This window comes from Paraburkholderia agricolaris (genome assembly GCF_009455635.1).
GTDB classification, from domain to species: Bacteria; Pseudomonadota; Gammaproteobacteria; order Burkholderiales; family Burkholderiaceae; genus Paraburkholderia; species Paraburkholderia agricolaris.
This window is the reverse complement of record NZ_QPER01000002.1, coordinates 1,154,700-1,175,369: the sequence shown is the minus strand read 5'-3', so window position 1 is coordinate 1,175,369 and position 20,670 is coordinate 1,154,700. Positions and strand designations below refer to the sequence as shown.

At 63.2% G+C, this 20,670-nt stretch carries 21 protein-coding genes; 10 read left to right on the top strand and 11 right to left on the bottom strand.

Translation table 11 applies throughout. The annotated features are described in order from the left end of the window. Positions 1–18: 18 nt before the first annotated feature. Positions 19–1,209 (bottom strand): M20 aminoacylase family protein, encoded by a 1,191-nt coding sequence (locus GH665_RS26685; RefSeq protein ID WP_153140257.1) that lies wholly within the window; start codon positions 1,207–1,209, stop codon positions 19–21. Between the two features lie 130 nt (positions 1,210–1,339). On the opposite strand from GH665_RS26685, the gene GH665_RS26680 reads away from it, so the two are divergent. Then, positions 1,340–2,248 (top strand): LysR family transcriptional regulator, encoded by a 909-nt coding sequence (locus tag GH665_RS26680; RefSeq protein ID WP_153140256.1) that lies wholly within the window; start codon positions 1,340–1,342, stop codon positions 2,246–2,248. 7 nt (positions 2,249–2,255) lie between these two features. Here GH665_RS26680 and phnN read toward each other — a convergent pair whose 3' ends face one another. The 3 genes from phnN to phnF are packed head-to-tail and all read right to left on the bottom strand — an operon-like array spanning position 2,256 to position 4,326. Then, positions 2,256–2,846, bottom strand: coding sequence for a phosphonate metabolism protein/1,5-bisphosphokinase (PRPP-forming) PhnN (gene phnN, locus GH665_RS26675; protein WP_153140255.1), 591 nt, complete (start codon positions 2,844–2,846; stop codon positions 2,256–2,258). Positions 2,847–2,848: 2 nt separating this feature from the next. Continuing rightward, complete coding sequence (locus GH665_RS26670; RefSeq protein ID WP_153140254.1) at positions 2,849–3,571, bottom strand: DUF1045 domain-containing protein; 723 nt, start codon at positions 3,569–3,571, stop codon at positions 2,849–2,851. Then, positions 3,568–4,326 (bottom strand): phosphonate metabolism transcriptional regulator PhnF, encoded by a 759-nt coding sequence (phnF, locus tag GH665_RS26665; protein WP_025496563.1) that lies wholly within the window; start codon positions 4,324–4,326, stop codon positions 3,568–3,570. Before phnF ends, GH665_RS26670 begins: the two co-directional genes overlap by 4 nt. 181 nt (positions 4,327–4,507) lie before the next feature. On the opposite strand from phnF, the gene phnG reads away from it, so the two are divergent. The 7 genes from phnG (at position 4,508) to GH665_RS26630 (ending at position 10,471) form a co-directional block, all read left to right on the top strand. Then, complete coding sequence (gene phnG / locus GH665_RS26660) at positions 4,508–4,993, top strand: phosphonate C-P lyase system protein PhnG (protein WP_153140253.1); 486 nt, start codon at positions 4,508–4,510, stop codon at positions 4,991–4,993. After that, positions 4,993–5,616, top strand: a complete 624-nt coding sequence (gene phnH, locus GH665_RS26655) for a phosphonate C-P lyase system protein PhnH (protein ID WP_153140252.1) — start codon at positions 4,993–4,995, stop codon at positions 5,614–5,616. The genes phnG and phnH overlap by 1 nt, the downstream gene beginning before the upstream one ends. After that, positions 5,616–6,755 (top strand): carbon-phosphorus lyase complex subunit, encoded by a 1,140-nt coding sequence (locus GH665_RS26650; RefSeq protein WP_153140251.1) that lies wholly within the window; start codon positions 5,616–5,618, stop codon positions 6,753–6,755. The genes phnH and GH665_RS26650 overlap by 1 nt, the downstream gene beginning before the upstream one ends. Continuing rightward, the gene (locus GH665_RS26645) at positions 6,752–7,675 is read left to right on the top strand and encodes an alpha-D-ribose 1-methylphosphonate 5-phosphate C-P-lyase PhnJ (protein ID WP_153140250.1); all 924 of its coding nucleotides are present in this window, start codon (positions 6,752–6,754) and stop codon (positions 7,673–7,675) included. The genes GH665_RS26650 and GH665_RS26645 overlap by 4 nt, the downstream gene beginning before the upstream one ends. Next, positions 7,672–8,442, top strand: coding sequence for a phosphonate C-P lyase system protein PhnK (gene phnK, locus GH665_RS26640; RefSeq protein ID WP_153140249.1), 771 nt, complete (start codon positions 7,672–7,674; stop codon positions 8,440–8,442). Before GH665_RS26645 ends, phnK begins: the two co-directional genes overlap by 4 nt. Before the next feature lie 8 nt (positions 8,443–8,450). Next, entirely contained in the window at positions 8,451–9,218 is a 768-nt protein-coding gene (gene phnL, locus GH665_RS26635; RefSeq protein ID WP_153140248.1) for a phosphonate C-P lyase system protein PhnL, read from the top strand. Between the two features lie 119 nt (positions 9,219–9,337). After that, complete coding sequence (locus GH665_RS26630) at positions 9,338–10,471, top strand: alpha-D-ribose 1-methylphosphonate 5-triphosphate diphosphatase (RefSeq protein ID WP_153140247.1); 1,134 nt, start codon at positions 9,338–9,340, stop codon at positions 10,469–10,471. Between the two features lie 9 nt (positions 10,472–10,480). Here GH665_RS26630 and GH665_RS26625 read toward each other — a convergent pair whose 3' ends face one another. Next, entirely contained in the window at positions 10,481–10,771 is a 291-nt protein-coding gene (locus GH665_RS26625) for a hypothetical protein (RefSeq protein ID WP_153140246.1), read from the bottom strand. A gap of 143 nt (positions 10,772–10,914) precedes the next feature. Here GH665_RS26625 and GH665_RS26620 point away from each other — a divergent pair, with 143 nt between their 5' ends. Further along, entirely contained in the window at positions 10,915–11,634 is a 720-nt protein-coding gene (locus GH665_RS26620) for a glycosyltransferase family 2 protein (protein ID WP_153140245.1), read from the top strand. Between the two features lie 44 nt (positions 11,635–11,678). Here GH665_RS26620 and GH665_RS26615 read toward each other — a convergent pair whose 3' ends face one another. The 6 genes from GH665_RS26615 to manD form a co-directional block, all read right to left on the bottom strand. After that, positions 11,679–12,689 carry a lysylphosphatidylglycerol synthase transmembrane domain-containing protein gene (locus GH665_RS26615; protein ID WP_167531011.1) on the bottom strand — a complete coding sequence of 337 codons (1,011 nt, stop codon included), beginning with the start codon at positions 12,687–12,689 and terminating at the stop codon, positions 11,679–11,681. 179 nt (positions 12,690–12,868) lie between these two features. Beyond that, positions 12,869–13,702 (bottom strand): GntR family transcriptional regulator, encoded by an 834-nt coding sequence (locus tag GH665_RS26610; RefSeq protein ID WP_153140243.1) that lies wholly within the window; start codon positions 13,700–13,702, stop codon positions 12,869–12,871. Positions 13,703–13,782: 80 nt separating this feature from the next. Continuing rightward, positions 13,783–15,075: an MFS transporter gene (locus GH665_RS26605; RefSeq protein WP_153140242.1), complete on the bottom strand. Its 1,293-nt coding sequence runs from the start codon at positions 15,073–15,075 to the stop codon at positions 13,783–13,785. A gap of 111 nt (positions 15,076–15,186) precedes the next feature. Further along, positions 15,187–16,233, bottom strand: a complete 1,047-nt coding sequence (locus GH665_RS26600; RefSeq protein WP_153140241.1) for an L-idonate 5-dehydrogenase — start codon at positions 16,231–16,233, stop codon at positions 15,187–15,189. Positions 16,234–16,264: 31 nt separating this feature from the next. Further along, positions 16,265–17,623, bottom strand: a complete 1,359-nt coding sequence (locus tag GH665_RS26595; protein WP_153142313.1) for an MFS transporter — start codon at positions 17,621–17,623, stop codon at positions 16,265–16,267. 92 nt (positions 17,624–17,715) lie between these two features. Beyond that, positions 17,716–18,924, bottom strand: coding sequence for a D-mannonate dehydratase ManD (gene manD, locus GH665_RS26590; RefSeq protein WP_153140240.1), 1,209 nt, complete (start codon positions 18,922–18,924; stop codon positions 17,716–17,718). Between the two features lie 239 nt (positions 18,925–19,163). On the opposite strand from manD, the gene GH665_RS26585 reads away from it, so the two are divergent. After that, positions 19,164–20,654 carry a mannitol dehydrogenase family protein gene (locus GH665_RS26585; protein ID WP_153140239.1) on the top strand — a complete coding sequence of 497 codons (1,491 nt, stop codon included), beginning with the start codon at positions 19,164–19,166 and terminating at the stop codon, positions 20,652–20,654. Positions 20,655–20,670: the final 16 nt, after the last annotated feature.

Below are 20,670 nucleotides of genomic sequence, written 5' to 3'. Positions count from 1 at the left end.
AGCGGCGCCCCAACCCCCTCATTGCCCCAGATACCGCTCCACCAGCCGCGTCCAGAAAGCCGCGCCGACCGGCAGATTGCGATCGTTGAAGTCGTAATGGGGGTTGTGCACCATGCAGCCGTCTTCGCCCGCACCGTTGCCGATCCGCAGGAACGTACCGGGCCGCTTTTGCAGCATGAAGGCGAAATCCTCGCTGCCCATCAGGATGTCGGTCTGCTCGACCACCTTGTCGTCGCCGACCAGTTCGCGCGCCACCTGCACCGCGAAATCCGTTTCGGCATCCGAATTGACCACCACCGGATAACCTTCGATGTACTCCACCACCGCCTTGCCACCATAGCTCGCAGCCTGGCTCCCGGCGAGTTCGGTAATGCGCTTTTTCAGCAAGGTACGTACTTCAGGGCTGAAGGAACGCACGCTCAATTCCAGCTTCGCGCTGCTGGAAATCACGTTGTTCGCGGTGCCCGCATGCATCGAGCCGACTGTCACCACCGCCGGCTGCGACGGGTCGACGTTACGCGCGACGATCGTCTGCAAGGCCATCACGATGCTCGCCGCGACCACCACCGGATCGACCGTCAGATGCGGACGCGCGGCATGACCGCCCACGCCCTCGATCGTGATGATCGCCTTGTCGCCCGCCGACATGAACGGCCCCTTGCGGAACAGCATCACGCCCGGCTCCTCGCCCGGATGATTGTGCAGACCGAACACGGCGTCGCACGGGAAGCGCTCGAACAGGCCGTCGTTGATCATCTTCATCGCACCGCTGTCGATGCCGCTTTCCTCGGCCGGCTGGAAATACAGATGCACGGTGCCCGAGAAATTGCGGGTGGCGGCAAGGTGCTGGGCGGCGCCGAGCAGCATGGTCGTGTGGCCGTCGTGGCCGCACGCGTGCATCTTGCCGTGCGTGCCGCTCGCATACGGCAGACCGGTCTGTTCGATGATCGGCAGCGCGTCCATGTCGGCGCGAATGCCGATACTGCGCGTGCCCGTGCCCAGTTTCAGTGTGCCCACCACACCGGTTTGGCCGACGCCGCGCGTGACCTGCCAGCCCCACTGCTCGAGTTTCTCGGCCACCAGCGCGGCGGTTTGCACTTCCTCGTAGGCCAGTTCCGGGCGGTGATGAATGTGATGGCGGATCTCGCGCAGGCTTTCGGCGGCAGGCACCAGGTCGGACACTTCGGTAAAACGCGTGGCTTCGCTCATCTATCGCTCCATGGGAATTCAAGCCGCATCACGCGGCAAACAGGCAAGCACTATAGCCATGCCGTTTTGTTCGAATAAGATGCTGTTTTTTTCACCCTGATTAACAAGCTTTATATACGGGATTACCCGCATGAAACTGCAGCAGCTGCAAGCGTTCGTCGCCGCCGCCCATCATCGCAGCCTGCGCGCCGCCGCGCGCGAACTCGGCGTGACGCAACCGGCCGTCACGCATACGATCCGCGAGCTGGAGAGCGCGCTGAATGCCGAGTTGATGATGCGCAGTGTGCGCGGCATCGAGTTGACCGCCTGCGGGCTTGCGCTGTTGCCGCGTGCCGAACAGTTGCTGGGCGATATGCGCCGCGCTGCCGAAGCGGTCGAGCAGGTGAAGGGAGAACTGGCCGGCAAGGTGAGCGTGGGTACGATGCCGTCGATCGCGCTGACTGCGTTGCCGCATGCGGTATCGAAGTTTCGCCGCGCCATGCCGCTGGTCAGTCTGCATCTGGAAGAAGTCACGATCCCGGATGCCGTCGCGCAATTGCGTAACGGCTCGCTCGATATCGCGGCGATTCATCACGTGCAGGCACTCGACAGCGATCTGGTACAGGCGCCGCTCTACTCGACCCAGTTCGTCATCGCGATGCGCGCCGGGCATCCGCTCGCGAACGTCACGCGCCTCCATGAACTGCTCGACGCGGAGTGGATCGTGACGGTGGGCGCGGATCACTTTCCGCATAGCGTGATGATGGCGATGTTCAGCGCACACGGCTTGCCCGTGCCGAAGCGGCTGGTACGGGCGCCGTCGTCATTCGCGGTGACGCTCGGGCTGGTATCGCAAACGGATGTGATCGGCTGCTTTACGCGGCCGCTTGCACAAATGGTCGCACCGCTCGGTATCCGCGTCGCGCAGATCGAAGAAGCGCTGCCGAACTACGATCTCAGCATCATCTCGCGGCGTGATCTGCTGCCCACGCCGGCGGTGCTGCAGTTTGTGTCGTGCCTGCAGGAAGCAACCCGGGAGCGGATGGCTGCCGCCGGGTAGCCTCCGCTTATCGGGCGTTGAGAACGTTGGTCACATCGCGAACATCGCCAACGTCTGTCTGCGCCTGCAAAAAAGCAATCAGCGCGTGCCCCGCATCTTCCAGCGCCCCGGAGTTATCGATCGTCGTGCACCGGATTCCCGCCGGCAGCGAAAACGGCGCCCGGCGTGCGAGTCTCGACGCGACCTGTTCCGCCGATTCCCGCGCCCGCGCGCCGAGCCGCGCCTCGAGAATATGGGGCGCTGCGTTCACATGCACGACTTCCGCGTACGGATAGCGCGCCAACGTATGCTGCAAATGCTGACGCGAGCCATTAACGACGACCGTGCAACCACGCGCAAGCCATGCATCGACTTCGATGCCGATGCCGTAGCGCAGCGAATGGCTCGACCATTCGAGCGCGAACAGACCGAGTACCGAGCGCGCCGCGAACTCTTCTACGCTTAATGCGACATGCGCTTCACCGTTACCGCTCGGCCGCGTGATGTAGCGATGCGCAAACAGAATCGGCTCGCCCATCAGGCGGCTGCGCGCAAAATTCAGCAACGAATCCTTACCCGCACCGGACGGCCCCATTACATAGATCAAACGACCTGCCATGGTTATTTCGCCTCACGGGTCTGGAACGGCACGCGCTGCCACAAAACAAACGGCTCGCCGGGCGCGGGTTCGACAAAGAGCGCTGCGTGATCGATTGCGAGCGGCCCGAGCGCGGCTGTTCGCGCCTGCCACCATGCAACCAGCGCCGCGCGTTCAGCGGCATCGGCGAGCGAACTCGATAGTGTCATGTGAAAACGGAATTCGTCGAATACGTACGGATAGCCCCATTCGATCAGCAATGCACGCTGCCGTTCGCTCAGCGGTGCGGCGAGACGGCGAGCGAGCGCGCTGGCGGACGGCCTGGCGCGCAGTGCATCGAGCGTTTGCAGCGCGCTCGACGCAAGCCGGCGCATGTTCGCTTCGCCGTCCGGATCGGCGGGACGTAGCGCGACGAAATCGCCAAGCGTCGCGGCTTCGACAGGCAGAGCGAATCGGCTTTGAGCGCCGGCCCATTCGCGCGCTGCGTCGAGCAGATTCTGCTGGGTCACGCCTTCTGCAAGATGAAACGGCGCAACCAGGGTACCGTGCCAGCCATAACGACGCGGCGCTTCGGTGAGATCGGCCAGCGGACGCGCCAACGCTTCCGGTTGCGGCGAGATGCATGGTTCGCCGCTTTCCGCGTCGCGCGCGAGCCACGCCGACCCCGCCTGCCACCACGCCGACTCGCGCGAAGGTGCGTAATACACGGCGAAACGCACCTCGGCGCCCCACACCGCGCCGCTCACAGGTCGTGCTCCACCAGCAACTGCACACGGTCCGCCGCAAAATGCGTAAAGCCATATTTGACCGGTGTGCCTTCCAGATCGACGTCGACATTCTCGACCCACAACACCGGCTGCTGCCGGTTGATATTCAAACGCCGCGCCACTTCCGGCTCAGGCAACACACTGCCGATACGGCTCCACTTGCGCAGATAGTCGGTCACGCCGAATTCCGCCATCGACTTCGTCACGCCGCCGGTGCGCTCCAGCACTTCCGGCAAATCCGGAAAACGCGCGGCCGGGTACCAGTTGCGCGCGAAGGTGAGCGGCACGCCATCCGATTCGTGCAACGACTCGATCCGGTAGACCGACGCGCCCGCTCGCAGGCTCAGCGCCTTCGCGACGTTCGGCTCGGCCTTCACGCGCGCGGCCGACAACATCGTGCCCGCCGCCGCGTGATTCTGTTGCCGCAAGTTTTCTGTAAACCGCGTGCGCCGGCCAATCGTATAGTCGATCGCACCGGGTTGCACGAACGTGCCACGGCCCTGCTCGACGCTGACGAGACCCAACGCCGCCAGGCCGAGCATGGCGCGGCGCACGGTATGCCGGTTCACGTCGAAGCGTTTGGCCAGTTCGCCCTCGCTCGGCAAACGGCCTTCTTCGCCAAAGCCGCTGGCGGCGATTTCCGCCGCCAGAATCTGCTCGATCTGCCGCCAGACGGCAACGCCCGCGCCGCGTTCGAGCAGTGTGCCCGGCGTCGCGTTGTCGTTCGATGTCATGGTGCTGTCATTCCCTTGAGTTCAAATATTCGCTATGCCATGCATTGTAGTGCGCAAGCCGTGATGGAAATATGAATCGCTGCATATGCGCTACAGCGCCGTGCAAGCATACGCTTAAACGTCTAGACGTTTAGACGAATAGATGCTCAAATGTCCACTCGCTGGATCAACAGGAAATTCGATGAGTGCCACTCTCGCCTCGCCTTCCTCCGCCCTGCGGCGTGCATGGATGGCCGTACTGGCCCGCACGCCCCGCGCCGATCTCGAAGTCGCACTGGATCGCGCGCTGCAAGGCGTCCCGCCCCCCGCTTATGACTGGCTGCGGCCACCCGAAATCGGCCTCGCGATGGTGCGCGGCCGCGTCGGCGGCAGCGGCGACCCGTTCAATCTCGGCGAAGCCACCGTCACGCGCGCCACGTTGCGTTTGCGTGCCACGGGTGAAGCTGCCGCGGCCGTCGGAGTGGCCTGTCATCTGGGCCGCGACCGCCGCCGCGCCGAACTGGCTGCGTTAGCGGATGCACTGCTGCAAATGCCCGAGCATCACGCAGCCTTGCATCAGCAATTGATCGAACCATTTGCCGCGCAGCAGGCCGCCGAACGCGCAGAGCGCCGCCAGGATGTTGCGGCGACACGCGTCGAATTCTTCACCATGGTCAGAGGCGACTGATGGAAAACTCGCAGAATGCATTGCCGACTTCATTGGCCACATTGACGCCCGGCTTCGCCGATCCGGTTCACGACACCCAGGCGGTATTTCGCATCCTGCTCGACGCGCTGTCGCGTCCCGGCACGGTGGGTGTCGTCGAAAAGGGCTTGCCGGAAGTGCGGGAGACGCCGGCCGCGCTCGCCGCATTCGCCGCGCTGCTGACGCTGTGCGATTACGCCACGCCCGTGTGGCTCGCCCAAGCCGATACGGCGCTGGCATCGGCACTGCGGTTTCACACCGGCGCGCCGCTCGTCGACCAACCGGGACTGGCTGCCTTTGCCTATATTCACGACGCAAGCGCAATGCCGGCGCTGGAAAGTTTTCCTCTCGGCGCAGCGGAATCGCCTGAGCAATCGGTGACCTTGCTGATCCGTGTCGAAGCCCTGACGGGCGGCACGCCGGTCGTGCTAAGCGGCCCTGGCATTCAGCATACCGCAACGATCGCGCCGGCCGGATTGCCGGAGCATTTCTGGCGCGAACGCGCCGCCCTCGGGCCGCTTTTTCCGTGCGGCGTCGATTGTTATCTCGTCTGCGGCAGCACGCTGATCGGCCTGCCGCGCACAACTCAAGCGAAGGTGAACTAATGTACGTTGCCGTCAAGGGTGGAGAACGCGCGATCGAAGCGTCGTGGCGTCTGCTCGACGAGGCACGTCGCGGCGATACGCGGCTGGCCGAACTCAGCGTCGCACAGATTCGCGAGCAATTGCGCCTCGCCGTCGCGCGGGTGATGACCGAAGGCTCGGTCTACGACGAAGAACTCGCCGCACTCGCGATCAAACAGGCCGCGGGCGACCTGGTCGAGGCGATCTTTCTGCTGCGGGCGTATCGCACCACGTTGCCGCGTTTCGGCTACACGAAAGCGATCGACACGGAAGCCATGCAGGTGGCGCGCCGCATTTCGGCAACCTTCAAGGACGTGCCCGGCGGCCAGGTGCTCGGCGCGACTTACGATTACACGCAACGTCTGCTGGATTTCGCGTTGCTCGCCGAAGGCGATGCCGGAACCGATGCAACGCGCGCTTCCCAACAGACCACTCCGTGCGCAGCGGAAGCCATGCCGCGCGTGGTCACGCTGCTCGACAAGGAAGGCCTGATCGAACAGGAACGCCCCACGCCGCACGCGCCGGAACCCGGCGACCTCTCGCGCGAACCGCTTGCCTTTCCCGCGAACCGCTCCACGCGCCTGCAGAATCTCGCACGCGGCGACGAAGGTTTCCTGCTCGCCATGGGCTACGCCACGCAACGCGGCTACGCGCACTCGCATCCGTTTGCCGGTGAGATCCGCTTCGGCACGATCGCTGTCGAAATGGAACTCGACGAGTTGGGTGAGACGGTCGAGATCGGCGATATCGATGTCACCGAATGCCAGATGATCAACCAGTTCGCCGGCAGCAGCGCGGTGCCGCCCACCTTCACGCAAGGTTATGGCCTCGCGTTCGGACACTCGGAACGCAAAGCGATGGCAATGGCATTGGTGGATCGCGCGTTGCGCGCTGAAGAGCTCGGTGAAACGCTCGCCTCGCCGACGCAGGACATCGAGTTCATGCTCTCGCACAGCGATAACGTCGAAGCGTCCGGCTTCGTTCAGCATCTGAAGTTACCTCACTACGTCGACTTCCAGTCCGAACTCGAACTCGTCAGACGCTTGCGTGCAAAGCATGGCGCAGAGGATAAAAGTCAGGATAACGAGCAAGGCAAGGATCAGCAGGAGCAAGCCGCATGAACGCGCCAGACACCTCCCTCACCACCGCTTCGTACGACAGCGCCGCGGACGGCTACAACTTCGCCTACCTCGACGAGCAGACCAAGCGCATGCTGCGCCGCGCGTTGCTCAAGGCGGTTGCGGTGCCGGGCTACCAGGTGCCGTTCGGTTCGCGGGAAATGCCCTTGCCATATGGCTGGGGCACGGGCGGCATTCAGGTCACCGCGGCGATCATCGGCAAGAACGATACGCTGAAGGTTATCGATCAGGGCTCCGACGAAACCACCAACGCCGTCAACATCCGCCGCTTCTTCGCTCGCACCACGGGCGTGGCGACCACGCGCCGCACAACCGAAGCGACGATCGTCCAGACACGTCACCGGATTCCCGAAGCGCCGCTCACCGACAGGCAGATTCTGGTCTATCAGGTGCCGATGCCCGAACCGTTATTTCGCCTGGAGCCGCGCGTCGCCGAATGCAAGAAGCTGCACGCATTGGCCGATTACGGGTTGATCAGCGTGAAGCTGTACGAGGACATCGTGCATCACGGCAGCATCGCCACCACGTACGACTACCCGGTGATGGTCAACCACCGCTATCTGAGCTCGCCCTCGCCGATTCCGAAATTCGACAACCCGAAGATGCATATGAACCCCGCGCTGCAATTGTTCGGCGCCGGCCGCGAGCGGCGCATTTACGCCATTCCGCCGTACACCGCCGTGCGCAGCCTCGACTTCGACGATCATCCGTTCGAAGTGCAGAAGTGGCAGCACGCGTGCGCGCTATGCGGATCGACGGAGAGCTTCCTCGACGAAATGATCGTCGACGACGCCGGCAAGCGCATGTTCGTTTGCTCGGATAGCGACTACTGCCATGAACGCCGCGGCGATCAGGACCTCGAGTTGCCCTCATATGAAGCGCGCAAAGGAGAAACCGCATGACGCCGCTGTTGAGCGCCCGCTCGCTCACCAAACAATTTGGCGGCCGTAACGGCTGCAGGAATGTCAGCTTCGATCTGTATCCGGGCGAAGTGCTATGCATCGTCGGCGAATCCGGCTCGGGCAAGACCACCCTGCTCAATACGCTGGCCCTGAAAACCGAAGCCGATAGCGGCTCGCTTCACTACACGGCCACGCATGGCGAGAAGCTCGATCTGCGCGCCTTGTCCGAACCGCGCCGGCGTCTGTTGATGCGCACCGAGTGGGGCTTCGTGCAGCAGAATCCGCGCGACGGTCTGCGCAACGGTGTCTCCGCCGGCGCGAACATCGGCGAGCCGTTGATGGCCGTCGGCGCGCGCCACTATGGCGATATCCGTCACACGGCAACGCGCTGGATGGAGCGCGTCGAACTCGACGCCACACGTATCGACGAATTGCCGGCGGCGTTTTCCGGCGGCATGCAGCAGCGCTTGCAGATCGCGCGCAATCTCGTCACCGGTCCGCGTCTCGTCTTCATGGACGAACCGACCGCCGGTCTCGACGTCTCGGTCCAGGCGCGCCTGCTCGATCTGCTGCGCACGCTGACCTCCACGCTGCATCTGTCGGTACTGATCGTGACGCACGATATCGGCGTGGCGCGCCTGCTTGCGCACCGTCTGATGGTGATGCAAGGCGGTGAAGTGGTCGAGGCGGGTCTGACGGACCAGGTGCTTGACGATCCGCAGCATCCGTACACGCAAACGCTGGTTTCCTCGGTCCTGCCGGTTTGAGGCTCACAATGCAATCCATTGAAACAAGCAAGCAATCGCAAGCCGCTGAACGCGCGTTCAGCGAGAACAATGCGCTGATGATACGCGCGGTCGGTATCGGCAAAACATTCACGCTGCATGGCCAGGGCGGCGTGCAGATCGAAGCACTCGCAGGGGTGTCGCTCAATGTCGAGCGCGGCGAGTGTGTCGTGCTGGTCGGGCCGTCAGGCGCGGGCAAGAGTACGCTGCTGCGCTGCCTGTACGGCAACTACCTGGCCAGCACGGGCTCCATTGCGATTCGCGACGCAGCGGCGGACAACGGGCAGCCGGTCTCGATTACCGACGCCGAGCCGCACGACGTGCTGCGCCTGCGCCGCGGCGTAGTGGGTTATGTCAGCCAGTTTCTGCGCGTGATTCCGCGCGTGCCGACGCTCACGCTGGTCGCTGAACCGCTGCTGTCGCGCGGCGTGTCGGAAGGCGAAGCCGATGAGCGCGCCGCGGCCCTGCTGGCGAGGTTGAATGTGCCGAGGCGTCTGTGGACGCTCGCGCCGGCGACCTTCTCCGGCGGTGAACAACAGCGCGTGAACATTGCCCGCGGCCTGATCGCCGGTCATCCGGTGTTGCTGCTCGACGAGCCCACGGCCTCGCTCGACGCGGAGAACCGCGACGTGGTCGCCGATCTGATCGTTGAAGCACGCGAGCGCGGTGCGGCGATTGTCGGTATCTTTCATGACGAAGATACCCGCAACAAGGTCGCTACGCGCCGCCTCGAACTCCAGCCGCCGCTACGGCACTAATTGACACGAAGCGGCACTACACTGAGCCACCAGACTGAACCAATAAGCTGAACCACTGAGTTGCACACTGAGTCGAAGCACTGCGGTGCAATACTCAAGACTGACTACGGAGCAAGTCGATGTTGATCAGGAACGCTCGCATCGTGACGCGAGACGAAGTATTTACCGGTGTAATACGCATCGAAGACGGCGTGATTCGCGACGTCGAGCGTGGCACGACCGCGGCGCGCGAAGCGGAAGATTGGGACGGCGATTATCTGTTGCCGGGCCTGATCGAACTGCATACGGACAATCTGGAAAAGCATCTGGCACCGCGCCCGGGCGTGCAATGGAATACCGACGCCGCCTTCGTGATCCACGACGCGCAAGTGGCGGCGGCCGGCATCACCACGGTATTCGATGCTCTCGCAATCGGTTCGCGCTCGAATGTGGGACTGCGCGGCCGCGATCTGCAAACCCAGTGCGCCGAGTCCCTCACCCGCTTCTCGGAGCGCAAGCTGCTGCGCGCCGACCACTTTCTGCATCTGCGCTGCGAGATCGCCACCGCCGACGTGGTCGAGGTGTTCGATTCGCTGTGCGAGCATCCGTTGCTGCGGCTCGCCTCAGTGATGGATCACACGCCTGGCCAGCGTCAATGGCACGACCGCGAACAATGGCGCCGCTTTCAGGAACGTAACGGCAAGCTGACCGACGAACACGTGGCGACCGCGCTGGCCGAACTGACCGTCGAACAGGAACGTTATGCCGATATGCACCGGCGCGAGATCGTCGCGCGCTGCAACCGGCTCGGCATTCCGGTGGCAAGCCATGACGACACGCTGATCGAACACGTTGAACAGGCCAAGGCCGAAGGTATCGTCCTGGCGGAATTTCCGACCACCCGCGTCGCCGCCGAGACAGCACGCGAGCACGGCATTTCGACCATCATGGGGGCGCCGAATATCGTGCGCGGCGGTTCGCATTCCGGCAATGTGTCGGCGCTCGAACTGGCGAAAGCCGACCTGCTCGATATTCTGTCCTCGGATTACGTGCCTTCCAGCTTGATGACGGCCGTGTTCGAACTCGTCAGCAAGGCCGGCTGGACACTGCCGCGCGCCATGGCGACGGTCTCCGCCGAACCGGCCCGTACAGCGGGCTTGCATGACCGCGGGGCGATCGAAGCGGGTTTGCGTGCGGACTTCGTTCGAGTCACGATGCTCGACACCCTGCCGGTGCCGCGCGCAACCTATCGCGCCGGAGCGCGGATCGTTTGACGAGCGGGTTCAGGCCTCGCTGGGTACGGGCAGCAGCGGTTCCACCGCTGCCCAGCGCGTCCAGCGGGGCGTGCGGTCAGGGGCTTCGACGCGCAGGGTGCGTGAGCCGTCGTCGAAAACGAGGGATTCGATATTGAACGCGCTGCCCTCTTCAACGCCGGCGTCGCGCACGTGACCGGATTGGTAGGTGAAACTGAGATTGCCTTCACGCAACAGGTCGAGGTAGGTATCGAAGTCAGTTGTTGATGAACGTGTGGCCCAACGATTCAGGAGGGTGGCGGCGATTTCGGCGTCGTACATTCTGGACCTCTCTGGGCATAAGCCGTATCCCGACTATAGCTGAAAATTCAGTATTGTGCTGCACCGCACCATTGCCCGTCCACTATCGCTCCACTCAACCGCTCTCCATGACAGATCTCGCTCCAAACAGGCATTCTCCGCGCATGTCTTGCGTCATCTGCGCCTACAACGAAGCGCCCCGCATCGGCGCGGTGCTCTCCGTAGCCTGGGCTCACCCTTTGCTCGGCGAGATCATCGTGGTGGACGACGGTTCGACCGACGGCACCGCTGAAATAGTCGAACGCTTTCCGTCCGTGCGGCTGATTCGAGGCGGCGAAAACCGCGGTAAAAGCGCTGCAATGGCAAGCGGAATCGCTGCGGCCACAGGTGAGTGGCTCATGCTGCTCGACGCCGATCTGAAAGGGCTAACGGCCGAGTGCATCAGCGCGCTCGCCCTTCCCGTTTTACAAGGCAAGGCGCAAGTCAGCCTGAGCCTGCGCCAGAACAGCCTGCTCGCATTTCGCGCGATCGGCCTCGATTTTGTTTCAGGCGAACGGGTTGTCAGAAAAACGCTGTTGAGCGAAGTTCTGCAGGAAGTTCACGGCATGCCGCGTTTCGGGGTCGAAGTGTTCATGAACCGCCGTATCATCGAACGCCGCCTGCCGATCGCGGTCACGCACTGGCCGCGCGTCACCCAGGCTCGTAAAACCGAGAAACTCGGCTATTGGAAAGGCCTGCGCGCGGAGTGGCGCATGATCGCGGACCTCTTCAAGGCGGTCTATCCGCTCGCGCTGATTTCGCAGACCTTCCAGTTACTCCGTCTGCGTATCGACGATCACCCACGGGCGAGTTTTGCGGCACGGATGAAAAAAGTGCCGGACTAGTCCGCACTGAAACGCTCACGTTCCCAGCGCCGGATCTCGACGTTTCATTCCGTTGCCGCCGGCAATGCGCTGCGCCCTCTAGTTGCCAGCGCAGCGAAACTCACCGCACCGAGCATCAACGGACAGTAGAGCGTCGCGAAGCGCCACAGTACCAGTGCCGTGGCGATGCTCGCTCGCGGCACCCAGTTGGCGAACGCTGCGGCGAGTGCAATATCGCCGGTGCCGCCGCCTGCGGGCACGCCGGTCCACAGCGCGGCATGCAGGGCAACCGCCTGCACGGCCAGAACAAAACCCAAGGGCAGATGGTAGCCAAGCTCGCGCAAAATAAACCACAGCGCGCCATAGCGAAGCAGCCATTGCTGGGTAGTCAGCACCAGTAGCGCGGCAAGCCGCCACTTGGAGCCGCCCACCAGTTCCCGCCATTGCCGGCCGACGCTGTGGCAAAAGCGCGATACCCTCGCCCGGCGCTCGTGCAGCCACCGGACCCGCCGGCCCGTGGCATCCAACGTTGCCGCCACGCGCTGACGGTACAGCCAGCAGACACCCGCGAGACACGCACCGCCGGCAAGAACCGCCAGCACGAGCGGTGCGCTCGCGTGCGGCATCAATTGCATCAGTGGCCCGAAAGCAAACAGCAAGGAGACCGGCACGGCGGTTGTGAAGAACGCGAGATCGAGCGCCTGATCCGCGCTGACCACCGTTGTCGCCAGCGACCACGACGCCCCGGCGCGCTGCAGCAAGCCGATATTGACGCCATAGCCTGCCGCGCCCAACGGCGAAACCAGAAACGCGAAATCGGCCAGCAAGGTGATGCCGACTGTGCGCAGGAAACTCACGCGCAATCCGAGCGCGGTTTGTATCAGATGCAGTTTGCCGGCCTTGGCGAGGCCACTGAGCGCGGCGCTCGCGGCAAGCGCGACAAACACATAGAGAGGAACGCCGCCCAGCCCCGCAAAGGCCGCATGCGAATTGAGAGCGAATGGCGCGCCGACGGCGAGGCCGATACCGGCCAGCGCCACCAGCACTGCTGCTTTACGCGTATGAGATCTGATCAACGAGTGCCCCGGCAAGTGCGGCAAGGCCCGGTTTTCCGCACGCGAAGCAAGGCGAGCGCTGCTTCGCGTGTGAAATCGAGGCCGTCCGAGGCCTCATGATAACCACTCGACGCTGCGGTTTCGTGACTAACGACTAGCTAACGCTGCGGGACTGGAGACACCGCGAAACACGCTTGCGCTTAACTCGAAAGCGGCACGCGCTCCGGTTCGTCCGCATCGAACCACGCTGGATTACGCTCGGCAATGGGACCGAGCGACATCAGAATTTCGCGCAGGTGGTTGCGCATCGCCTCTTCAGCAGCGCTCGGGTCGTGCGCGCGCAGGCCGGCCAGAATCCTGGCATGCTGGCGGATCAGCAGATCGAACGGCGACACGTCGGGCATGCTCAGATAGCGCACGCGGTCCATCTGCGCCTTGATGTCCTGAATCGTTTCCCAAGCCGCCGTGCAGTCGATCGCCTGCGCAATCGCGTAATGAAACGCCTCGTCGAGCGCGAGGAAAGCGGCCGTGTCGTTCGCTTTCGCCGCAAGCCGCTGGTCGCGAAGATTGTCAGCAAGGGCCTGCAACTGCTCGTCGGTGATCGACACGGCGGCCTTGCGCACCACCGCCGTTTCGATCGCCTCGCGAATGAAACGCCCTTCGCGCACCTGGCGCGGTGAAATGCGCTTCACGAAAGTGCCACGCTGCGGCAATACCTGCAGCACGCCCGCTTCGACCAGCTTGATGAACGCTTCCCGCACCGGTTGCCGCGACACCTGAAACATGTCGGACACTTCTTTCTCCGAAAGTGGCGTACCCGGCACCATCTGACCGGCGAAAATCGCCTCGCGCAGCGCGCGGAAAATCTGCTTGCCGATCGGCTCGTGCGAGTCGAACGAGACGCTCCCGGTCAGGTCCGGCAGTTCGACGCGCGCGCCGGCCTGGACGCTCGCGCGGCGCCGCGTGCGAGGCGCAACGGGCGTGGCATCGGAGGAGAAAGGAGACGCGCTGGCGTGGAGGTTCTTGGTCGGCATCGGGAAAACAGCGAATAGCGGCGAATAAATAGCAGGGCGACGGCGCACCAGACATAGCGGCTCAGGTGTGCTGCACCATACTACCATGCACGTTTTATCTCCAGCGGAGCCACCCGCGGCTCACGAATCCACACCAGCGAACACACCGCGCCGAGCACCGCAATCGCACCCGCCAGCACGAACGCACTGGTGTAGTTACCGTGCGTCGCTTCGACGATAAAACCGGTCACCGCCGGTCCGATCACGCCGGCCAGATTCGCCAGCAGGTGCACAAAGCCACCCACGCCGCCGACGTGCTCGCGCGGCACGGTGTCCTGAATCACGGCCCAATACACCGCGCCCGTCACATACAGGAAGAAGATCGACACCGACATCAACGCGACCGCACTCTGAGTGCTGGCGACGCGCCCGGCCAACGCCACGCACACCGCCGCTGCGCCGAGGCAACTACCCAGCACGAGCTTGCGCGACAGCAACGGTTTGCCGGTCAGGCGCAAGATGAAGTCCGAGATGAAACCGCCCGCCGCGAGGCCGATACTGCCAAGCAGCCACGGAATCACCGTGGCGAAACTCATATCGCGCAAACTCAGGTGGTGCGCTTCGGTCAGATAGGTCGGGAACCACGACAGGAAGAAGAACAGTACGTAGTTGTATGAGAAGAATGCAAAGGCGGTCGCAAGAATGATCGGTTTCTTCAGGAAGTGCCGCAGGCCGAGCCGCTCGCCGTCAGCCGAATGTGCGATCGCCTGTTCGTCTGCCTGGCCGGCGCGGATCAGTTCGATCTCGTCAGGTGTGACGCGCGTGTTTTCGTGCGGGTGTTCAGTCGTCGTTGCCGCCCACAAGACGAGCCACAGGAGCCCCAGCAACATGATCGCGACAAAGGCCCAGCGCCAGCCGAACTGCACCGCCATGAAGCCGACCACCGGGCCCGCCAGCGCGCCGCCGAGCGGGGTCCCCGAACTGATCACGCCAATTGCGCTCGCGACTTCCTTGCGCGGGAACCAGTTGTTGACCATCTTGCTGTTCGATGAACTGAACGGCCCCTCGCCCATGCCGAACAACACACGCAGCACGATCAGTGAACCGATGCCGCTGGCTAGCGCGGTCGCGCCGCAGAATACCGACCACACGCCCATCGCCGTGCCGAATACGCGTTTCGCGCCGACCTTGTCCGACAGCACGCCGCCGACAAAGTTGAACAGCGCATAGCCGATGAAAAAACTGCTGAACACGATGCCCATTTGCGCATGCGAGAAGTTCAGGTCTTTCTGGATCAGCGGGGCGGCAATCGACAGCGCTGCGCGGTCGAGGTAGTTAATGACGCCGGCCAGAAACAGTAGCGCGACAACGAACCAGCGTTGACTCTTGATCATCAGGTGTCTCCTTCGGGTCGCCTCTTGATGGGCGTTTGATTAGCTTAAGTCGTTTGATTGGCCTGGCAGCGCGCAGGAGGTAAATGCGACGCCTCTGGCCTCGATCGGTGTCTAGTCGAAGTTCAGATGCACCTTCATCGACTGCGAGCGGTCGAGCGCCACTTCGAACGCACGGTTCGCGTCGCTCATCGCGAATGCATGAGTCATCAGCGGTTTAAGGTCGACCTTGCCGGCGGCGATCTCTTCGGCGGCAATGGCGTACTCACTGGTGAAGCGGAACGAGCCTTGATAGCGGAGTTCTTTCGACATCACGAGATTCGCCGCCACCGGCGACTGACCGGCAGGCAGATTGCCCACCTGAATCACCGTGCCGCCCGCGCGTGCCGCACGCAGCGCCGTATCGAGACCCGCGGGACTGCCCGATGCCTCAATAACGACGTCGAACGTGCCGCGTTGCGCGGACCATTGATCGATCGTCGCGCTATCCGCGGCGTTCACGATCTGATCCGCACCGAGTTGCTGCGCGACCTGCAACGCACGATCCGACAGATCCAGTGCGACCACGCGATGAGCACCCGCGCGGCGCGCCACGCTCAGCAGAATGCAACCGATCGGCCCGCACCCTACCAGCAACACGCTCGCACCGACGAGCGAGCCGGCCTGCTTCACCGCATGCAACGCGACGGCGAGCGGCTCGGCCATCGACGCCTGCGCAAAATCGACGCCATCCGGCACAGGCACGCACTGCCGCGCCGCGACGACGATGTACTGGCGAAACATGCCCTGGGTGTGCGGGAACGTCGATGCACTGCCCATGAAGCGCATGTTCAGACAATGATTCGGCATGCCGCCGACGCAAAAACGGCACGTTCCGCAGGCGAGGCCCGGATTGACCGCAACACGCCGCCCAGGCATCAGGCCGCTCTCCGCGCTCACCCCCTCGCCGAGCGAATCGATCTCACCGGCCACCTCGTGTCCAAGCACGAACGGCTCGCGTACCGCGAAATCGCCGCTCTTTCCTTTGAAGTAGTACGACAGATCCGAACCGCAAATACCGCCGGCGCGCACGCGCACACGCACCTGACCGGGACCGGGCACGGGCGGATCGACTTCGTCGATGCGGATCAGTTTAGGTTCGTGAAGTACGGCTGCAAGCATGGTGAACTCCGGTATGGCAAAGATCGCGCGCTCAGTGCTGCGCGATGGAAGACGAAGATGAAGATGGCAATGCTTGCGCTGCTGTTTGCGCCGATGCGGCCCCGCCGCCGCTCCAGTCGTGCAGATCGCCACCGCGCCGCAAGGGCGCCGTTTCGGGCAACGCAAAGAGCGAGACAGCCGAGACGATGCCGAGCACCGCCACGTAAATGATTAACGCGAGCGAATTGCCATGCGTGGCCTGAATCAGTTTGACCGCCAGCAGACCGAGTACCCCGCTGCCGAGCAAAGAGCCGATCTGCCAGATCAGTGCAATACCGCTGCAACGCACGCGCGCAGGGAACAGTTCGGGGAACAGCGCTGCCTGGGGTGCATAGCAGAGACTGTGGCCCACACTAATGGCGAGAATCATCACGAGCTGGATCGCTGCGCGATTGCCGCTGTCGATTGCCATGAAGAACGGCACCACCAGCGCCACGTGCAATAACGCTCCCGCAATAAAGGTCGGCCGCCGCCCAATCCGATCGGACAGCGCGCCGGCGAGTGGAATCGTCACGAGTTCGAGCGCTACCGCCACGATCACCGTTTCGAGCAGCATGCTTTGCGCAATGCCGTGTGCCTTGCCGTAAGCGAGCACGATCATCGTGTACATCGCAAACGCGCACGCCTCGATCAATTTGGCGCCGACGCCTTTGACGATCGTCGGACCGAACTGCTGCACCACTTCCACCACCGGCCGCGAAGCAACCGCCTTGGTTTGCTGGATCGTCGCAAAGATCGGCGACTCTTCAGTGCGCAAGCGGATATACAGACCCACGGCGACCAGCAGCGCGCTGGCGAGAAACGGAATGCGCCAGCCCCAGTCGAGCAGTTGCGCCGGCGTCAAGCTCACGCTGAGCAGCGCGAACAGACCCGACGGAATCAGAAAACCGGCCGGTGCGCCGAGTTGCACGAGACTGGCAAAGAAACCGCGCCGCGCCGGCGGTGCGTATTCGGCGGTGAGCAACACGGCGCCCGCCTGCTCGCCCCCCACGCCGAAACCTTGCAGCACGCGAATCACGATCAGCGCGATCGGCGCCCAGATTCCGATCGACTGATAGTCAGGCAGCAGCCCAATCACGAACGTGCCCAAACCGACAATCAGGATCGTCACGATCAAGGCCTTCTTGCGGCCGACGCGATCGCCGAAATGACCGAACACGATGCCGCCCAGCGGCCGCGCGAGGAACCCGACGGCGTAGGTAGCAAAGGCGGCGAGCGTGCCGATCAGCGGGTCGGCGGACGGGAAAAACTTCTGGCCGAATACCAGCACGGCCGCCGTACCGTAGACGAAGAAATCGTAGTACTCGGCCGCGGTACCAATAGTCGAGGCGAAGGCCACGCGGCGCAGCATGGCGGTGCTGGCCGGCGCGGCGGCTTGCGGACGTGCTGGGTTCACGCGTGTCTCCCTGATTGTGTAGTTAGGGTTGGTCTGGCGAAATCAGATCACCAGTTCCACAGCGTCCCGTCTTCAAGACGCGCGACGGGCAAATAGGCCGGGTCGTACGGATACCGCGCGGCAGCGGCTTCGTCGATATCGACACCATGGCCCGGCGCTTCGCCGGGGTGCATCATGCCGCGCTCGAAGCGCCATGCATGCGGGAATACGTCGAGCGCTTCCTGCGGAAAACCCATGTATTCCTGCACGCCGAAATTCGGCACCCACAGGTCGAAATGCAACGCCGCGCCCATGCACACCGGCGACAGATCCGACGGTCCGTGGCAACCGGTTCTCACCTGGTAGAGCGAAGCAAAATCAGCAATGCGCCGCAGATGCGTAATGCCGCCCGCGTGGGTCAAGGTCGCACGGATATAGTCGATCAACTGCTCCTCGATCAACTGCTTGCAATCCCAGATGCTGTTGAATACTTCACCGACCGCGATCGGCGTAACCGTATGCTCGCGAATCAGCCGGAAGCCGGCCTGGTTTTCGGCGGGCGTGGGGTCTTCCATCCAGAACAAGCGATACGGCTCGACCGATTTACCCAGACGCGCGGCTTCGATCGGTGTCAAACGGTGATGGACGTCATGCAGCAAATGCGTGTCGAAGCCGAATTTTTCGCGCACCGCATCGAACAGCTTCGGCACGAAGTCGAGATACTTTTCCGACGACCAGCTCTGCTCCTCGACCGCGCCCTTGGTGGCCGGCTCATACATGCCACTGCCTTTCGATACGCCGTACACCGAGCGCATGTTCGGCACGCCGCATTGAATGCGAATCGCCTGATAGCCGGCTTCGATGTGTTCCGCGTAACGGTCGAGCGCTTCGGGAATGTCGCGGCCGGTGGCGTGGCCGTACACCATCACGCCGTCTCGCGAGGCGCCGCCGAGCAGCTTGTACAACGGCATGCCGGTTACCTTGCCCAGAATGTCCCAGAGCGCCATATCCACGGCGGCGATTGCGGTCATCGTGACGGGACCGCGACGCCAGTACGCGCCTTTGTACAGGTATTGCCAGGTGTCTTCGATACGGCCGGGATCGCGCCCGATCAGCATTGGGCAGACGTGATCTTTCAGGTATGAGGCGACCGCCAGTTCGCGGCCGTTCAGCGTGGCATCGCCAATGCCGTGCACGCCTTCGTCCGTGACGATTTTCAGCGTGACGAAATTGCGGCCCGGGCACGTGACGATCACGTCGGCGCGAACGATCTTCATGACATCTTCCTTGCAGAAACGAGCCGCGAACCGCGCGGAACGCGCAGCATGCGACTGGCAGTTTTTTCATGTCGGCTTCGAGCCCGGGTTGAGGCGGAAAATCACCTTTATCAACCTGTCTTAAACCGTTTGAACGATGCTACCATACAAGTATATCAACACGTCAAATCAGGGTTTTCCCGCTGAACGGCGTCGTTCGCAGCCTTTTCCGCTCTGTTCCGATACATGGATTTCATGACATGACCGCAGCCGCCACCTTGCCCCGCCTTGCCCGCCACGCACTGCCCACGCTGCAAACGCATCTGCTGTCACCGCAATGGCAGGAACCGCGCATCGGCATCATTCATCTGGGGATTGGCAACTTCCATCGCGCGCATCAGGCCCTCTATACGGAAGAAGCCATGCTTGCCGCGGGTGGGGACTGGGGCATTTGCGGCGTCACGCTGCAAGGCGATGTCGGCAAGCGTGATGCGTTGATGGAACAGCAAGGCCTGTATAGCGTGGTGGAACGCGGGCCGCAGGGCGCCAAAGTGACGGTTGTACGGGCGCTGCGCGAGGTGCTTGCCATGCCGCACGATCGCGCCGCCCTGTTCGCGCGACTCGCGGATCCGCTGGTGCGGATCGTCTCGCTCACGGTCACCGAGAAGGGCTATTGCCGCGACCCGAAAACCGGCGACGTCGCGCTGGACGATCCCGCCGTCGCGCACGATCTGGCTCACCCGCTCGAACCGCGCACAGTGCCGGGCATTCTCGTCGCGGCCTTGCGCACGCGGCGCGACGCGGCGAACGCTCAACCGTTCACGGTTCTCTCGTGCGACAACCTTTCTCATAACGGCGCCGCGCTGCGCCAGGTGGTCTGTTCGTTCGCACGCCAGACCGATCCCGCGTTGGCCGACTGGATCGCCGCTGAGGTCGCATTTCCGTCGACGATGGTCGACCGTATCGTACCGGCCACCACCAGCGCCGAATGCGCCACGGTGGCCCACGAGATCGTTTATCAGGATGCCGTACCGGTGCCCTGCGAACCGTTCCGCCAATGGGTCATTGAAGATCGTTTTCCGGCGGGACGTCCTGCATGGGACGCAGTCGGTGCGCAGCTCGTCGAAGACGTCACGCCGTTCGAACTGGCGAAGCTGCGCATGCTGAACGGCACACACTCCACGCTGGCTTATCTGTCGATGCTCGGCGGCTTCGAGACGATCGACGCCGCGATCTCCCACCCCGCCATGCGCACGCTCATTCACTCGATGATGACGCAGGAAATCGCACCGACGCTGACCATGCCCGCATCATTCGACCTGCCTGCCTATCGGGACGCCTTGCTCGAGCGTTACACGAACCCGGCACTGAAACATCGCTGCGCGCAGATCGCAATGGACGGCAGCCAGAAGATTCCACCGCGTCTGCTCGCCACGATTGCGGCGCGGATCGACGCGGGTCAATCGTTCACGCGTCTGGCGCTGGCCGTAGCAGCCTGGATGACGTTTTTGCGCGGCCATGCGGACGATGGCACGCGGTATGAAATCAGCGATCCGCTGGCCAGCCGGTTGAAGTCACTCGCGGCTTCCGCGCATGGCGAGCCGCAGGCGCTGATGGACACTTTATTGTCGGTACGCGAAGTGTTTCCGCCTGATCTGGCCGCGCTGCCGGAGTTCAGAAAAGCGCTTCGACACGCCTTGCAGTTGCTTCACGAAAACGGCGCACGGGGAGCCATAGCCGCTTCGCAATGACGCTTGCTGTTCGGCG

Bases quoted from the DNA above. Each gene is read 5' to 3' on its own strand.
- GH665_RS26685 (WP_153140257.1), bottom strand. From the start codon at position 1,209: ATGAGCGAAGCCACGCGTTTTACCGAAGTGTCCGACCTGGTGCCTGCC.
- GH665_RS26680 (WP_153140256.1), top strand. From the start codon at position 1,340: ATGAAACTGCAGCAGCTGCAAGCGTTCGTCGCCGCCGCCCATCATCGC.
- phnN (WP_153140255.1), bottom strand. From the start codon at position 2,846: ATGGCAGGTCGTTTGATCTATGTAATGGGGCCGTCCGGTGCGGGTAAG.
- phnF (WP_025496563.1), bottom strand. From the start codon at position 4,326: ATGACATCGAACGACAACGCGACGCCGGGCACACTGCTCGAACGCGGC.
- phnG (WP_153140253.1), top strand. From the start codon at position 4,508: ATGAGTGCCACTCTCGCCTCGCCTTCCTCCGCCCTGCGGCGTGCATGG.
- phnH (WP_153140252.1), top strand. From the start codon at position 4,993: ATGGAAAACTCGCAGAATGCATTGCCGACTTCATTGGCCACATTGACG.
- GH665_RS26650 (WP_153140251.1), top strand. From the start codon at position 5,616: ATGTACGTTGCCGTCAAGGGTGGAGAACGCGCGATCGAAGCGTCGTGG.
- GH665_RS26645 (WP_153140250.1), top strand. From the start codon at position 6,752: ATGAACGCGCCAGACACCTCCCTCACCACCGCTTCGTACGACAGCGCC.
- phnK (WP_153140249.1), top strand. From the start codon at position 7,672: ATGACGCCGCTGTTGAGCGCCCGCTCGCTCACCAAACAATTTGGCGGC.
- phnL (WP_153140248.1), top strand. From the start codon at position 8,451: ATGCAATCCATTGAAACAAGCAAGCAATCGCAAGCCGCTGAACGCGCG.
- GH665_RS26630 (WP_153140247.1), top strand. From the start codon at position 9,338: ATGTTGATCAGGAACGCTCGCATCGTGACGCGAGACGAAGTATTTACC.
- GH665_RS26625 (WP_153140246.1), bottom strand. From the start codon at position 10,771: ATGTACGACGCCGAAATCGCCGCCACCCTCCTGAATCGTTGGGCCACA.
- GH665_RS26620 (WP_153140245.1), top strand. From the start codon at position 10,915: ATGTCTTGCGTCATCTGCGCCTACAACGAAGCGCCCCGCATCGGCGCG.
- GH665_RS26610 (WP_153140243.1), bottom strand. From the start codon at position 13,702: ATGCCGACCAAGAACCTCCACGCCAGCGCGTCTCCTTTCTCCTCCGAT.
- GH665_RS26605 (WP_153140242.1), bottom strand. From the start codon at position 15,075: ATGATCAAGAGTCAACGCTGGTTCGTTGTCGCGCTACTGTTTCTGGCC.
- GH665_RS26600 (WP_153140241.1), bottom strand. From the start codon at position 16,233: ATGCTTGCAGCCGTACTTCACGAACCTAAACTGATCCGCATCGACGAA.
- GH665_RS26595 (WP_153142313.1), bottom strand. From the start codon at position 17,623: ATGCTGCGCCGCGTGGCCTTCGCCTCGACTATTGGTACCGCGGCCGAG.
- manD (WP_153140240.1), bottom strand. From the start codon at position 18,924: ATGAAGATCGTTCGCGCCGACGTGATCGTCACGTGCCCGGGCCGCAAT.
- GH665_RS26585 (WP_153140239.1), top strand. From the start codon at position 19,164: ATGACCGCAGCCGCCACCTTGCCCCGCCTTGCCCGCCACGCACTGCCC.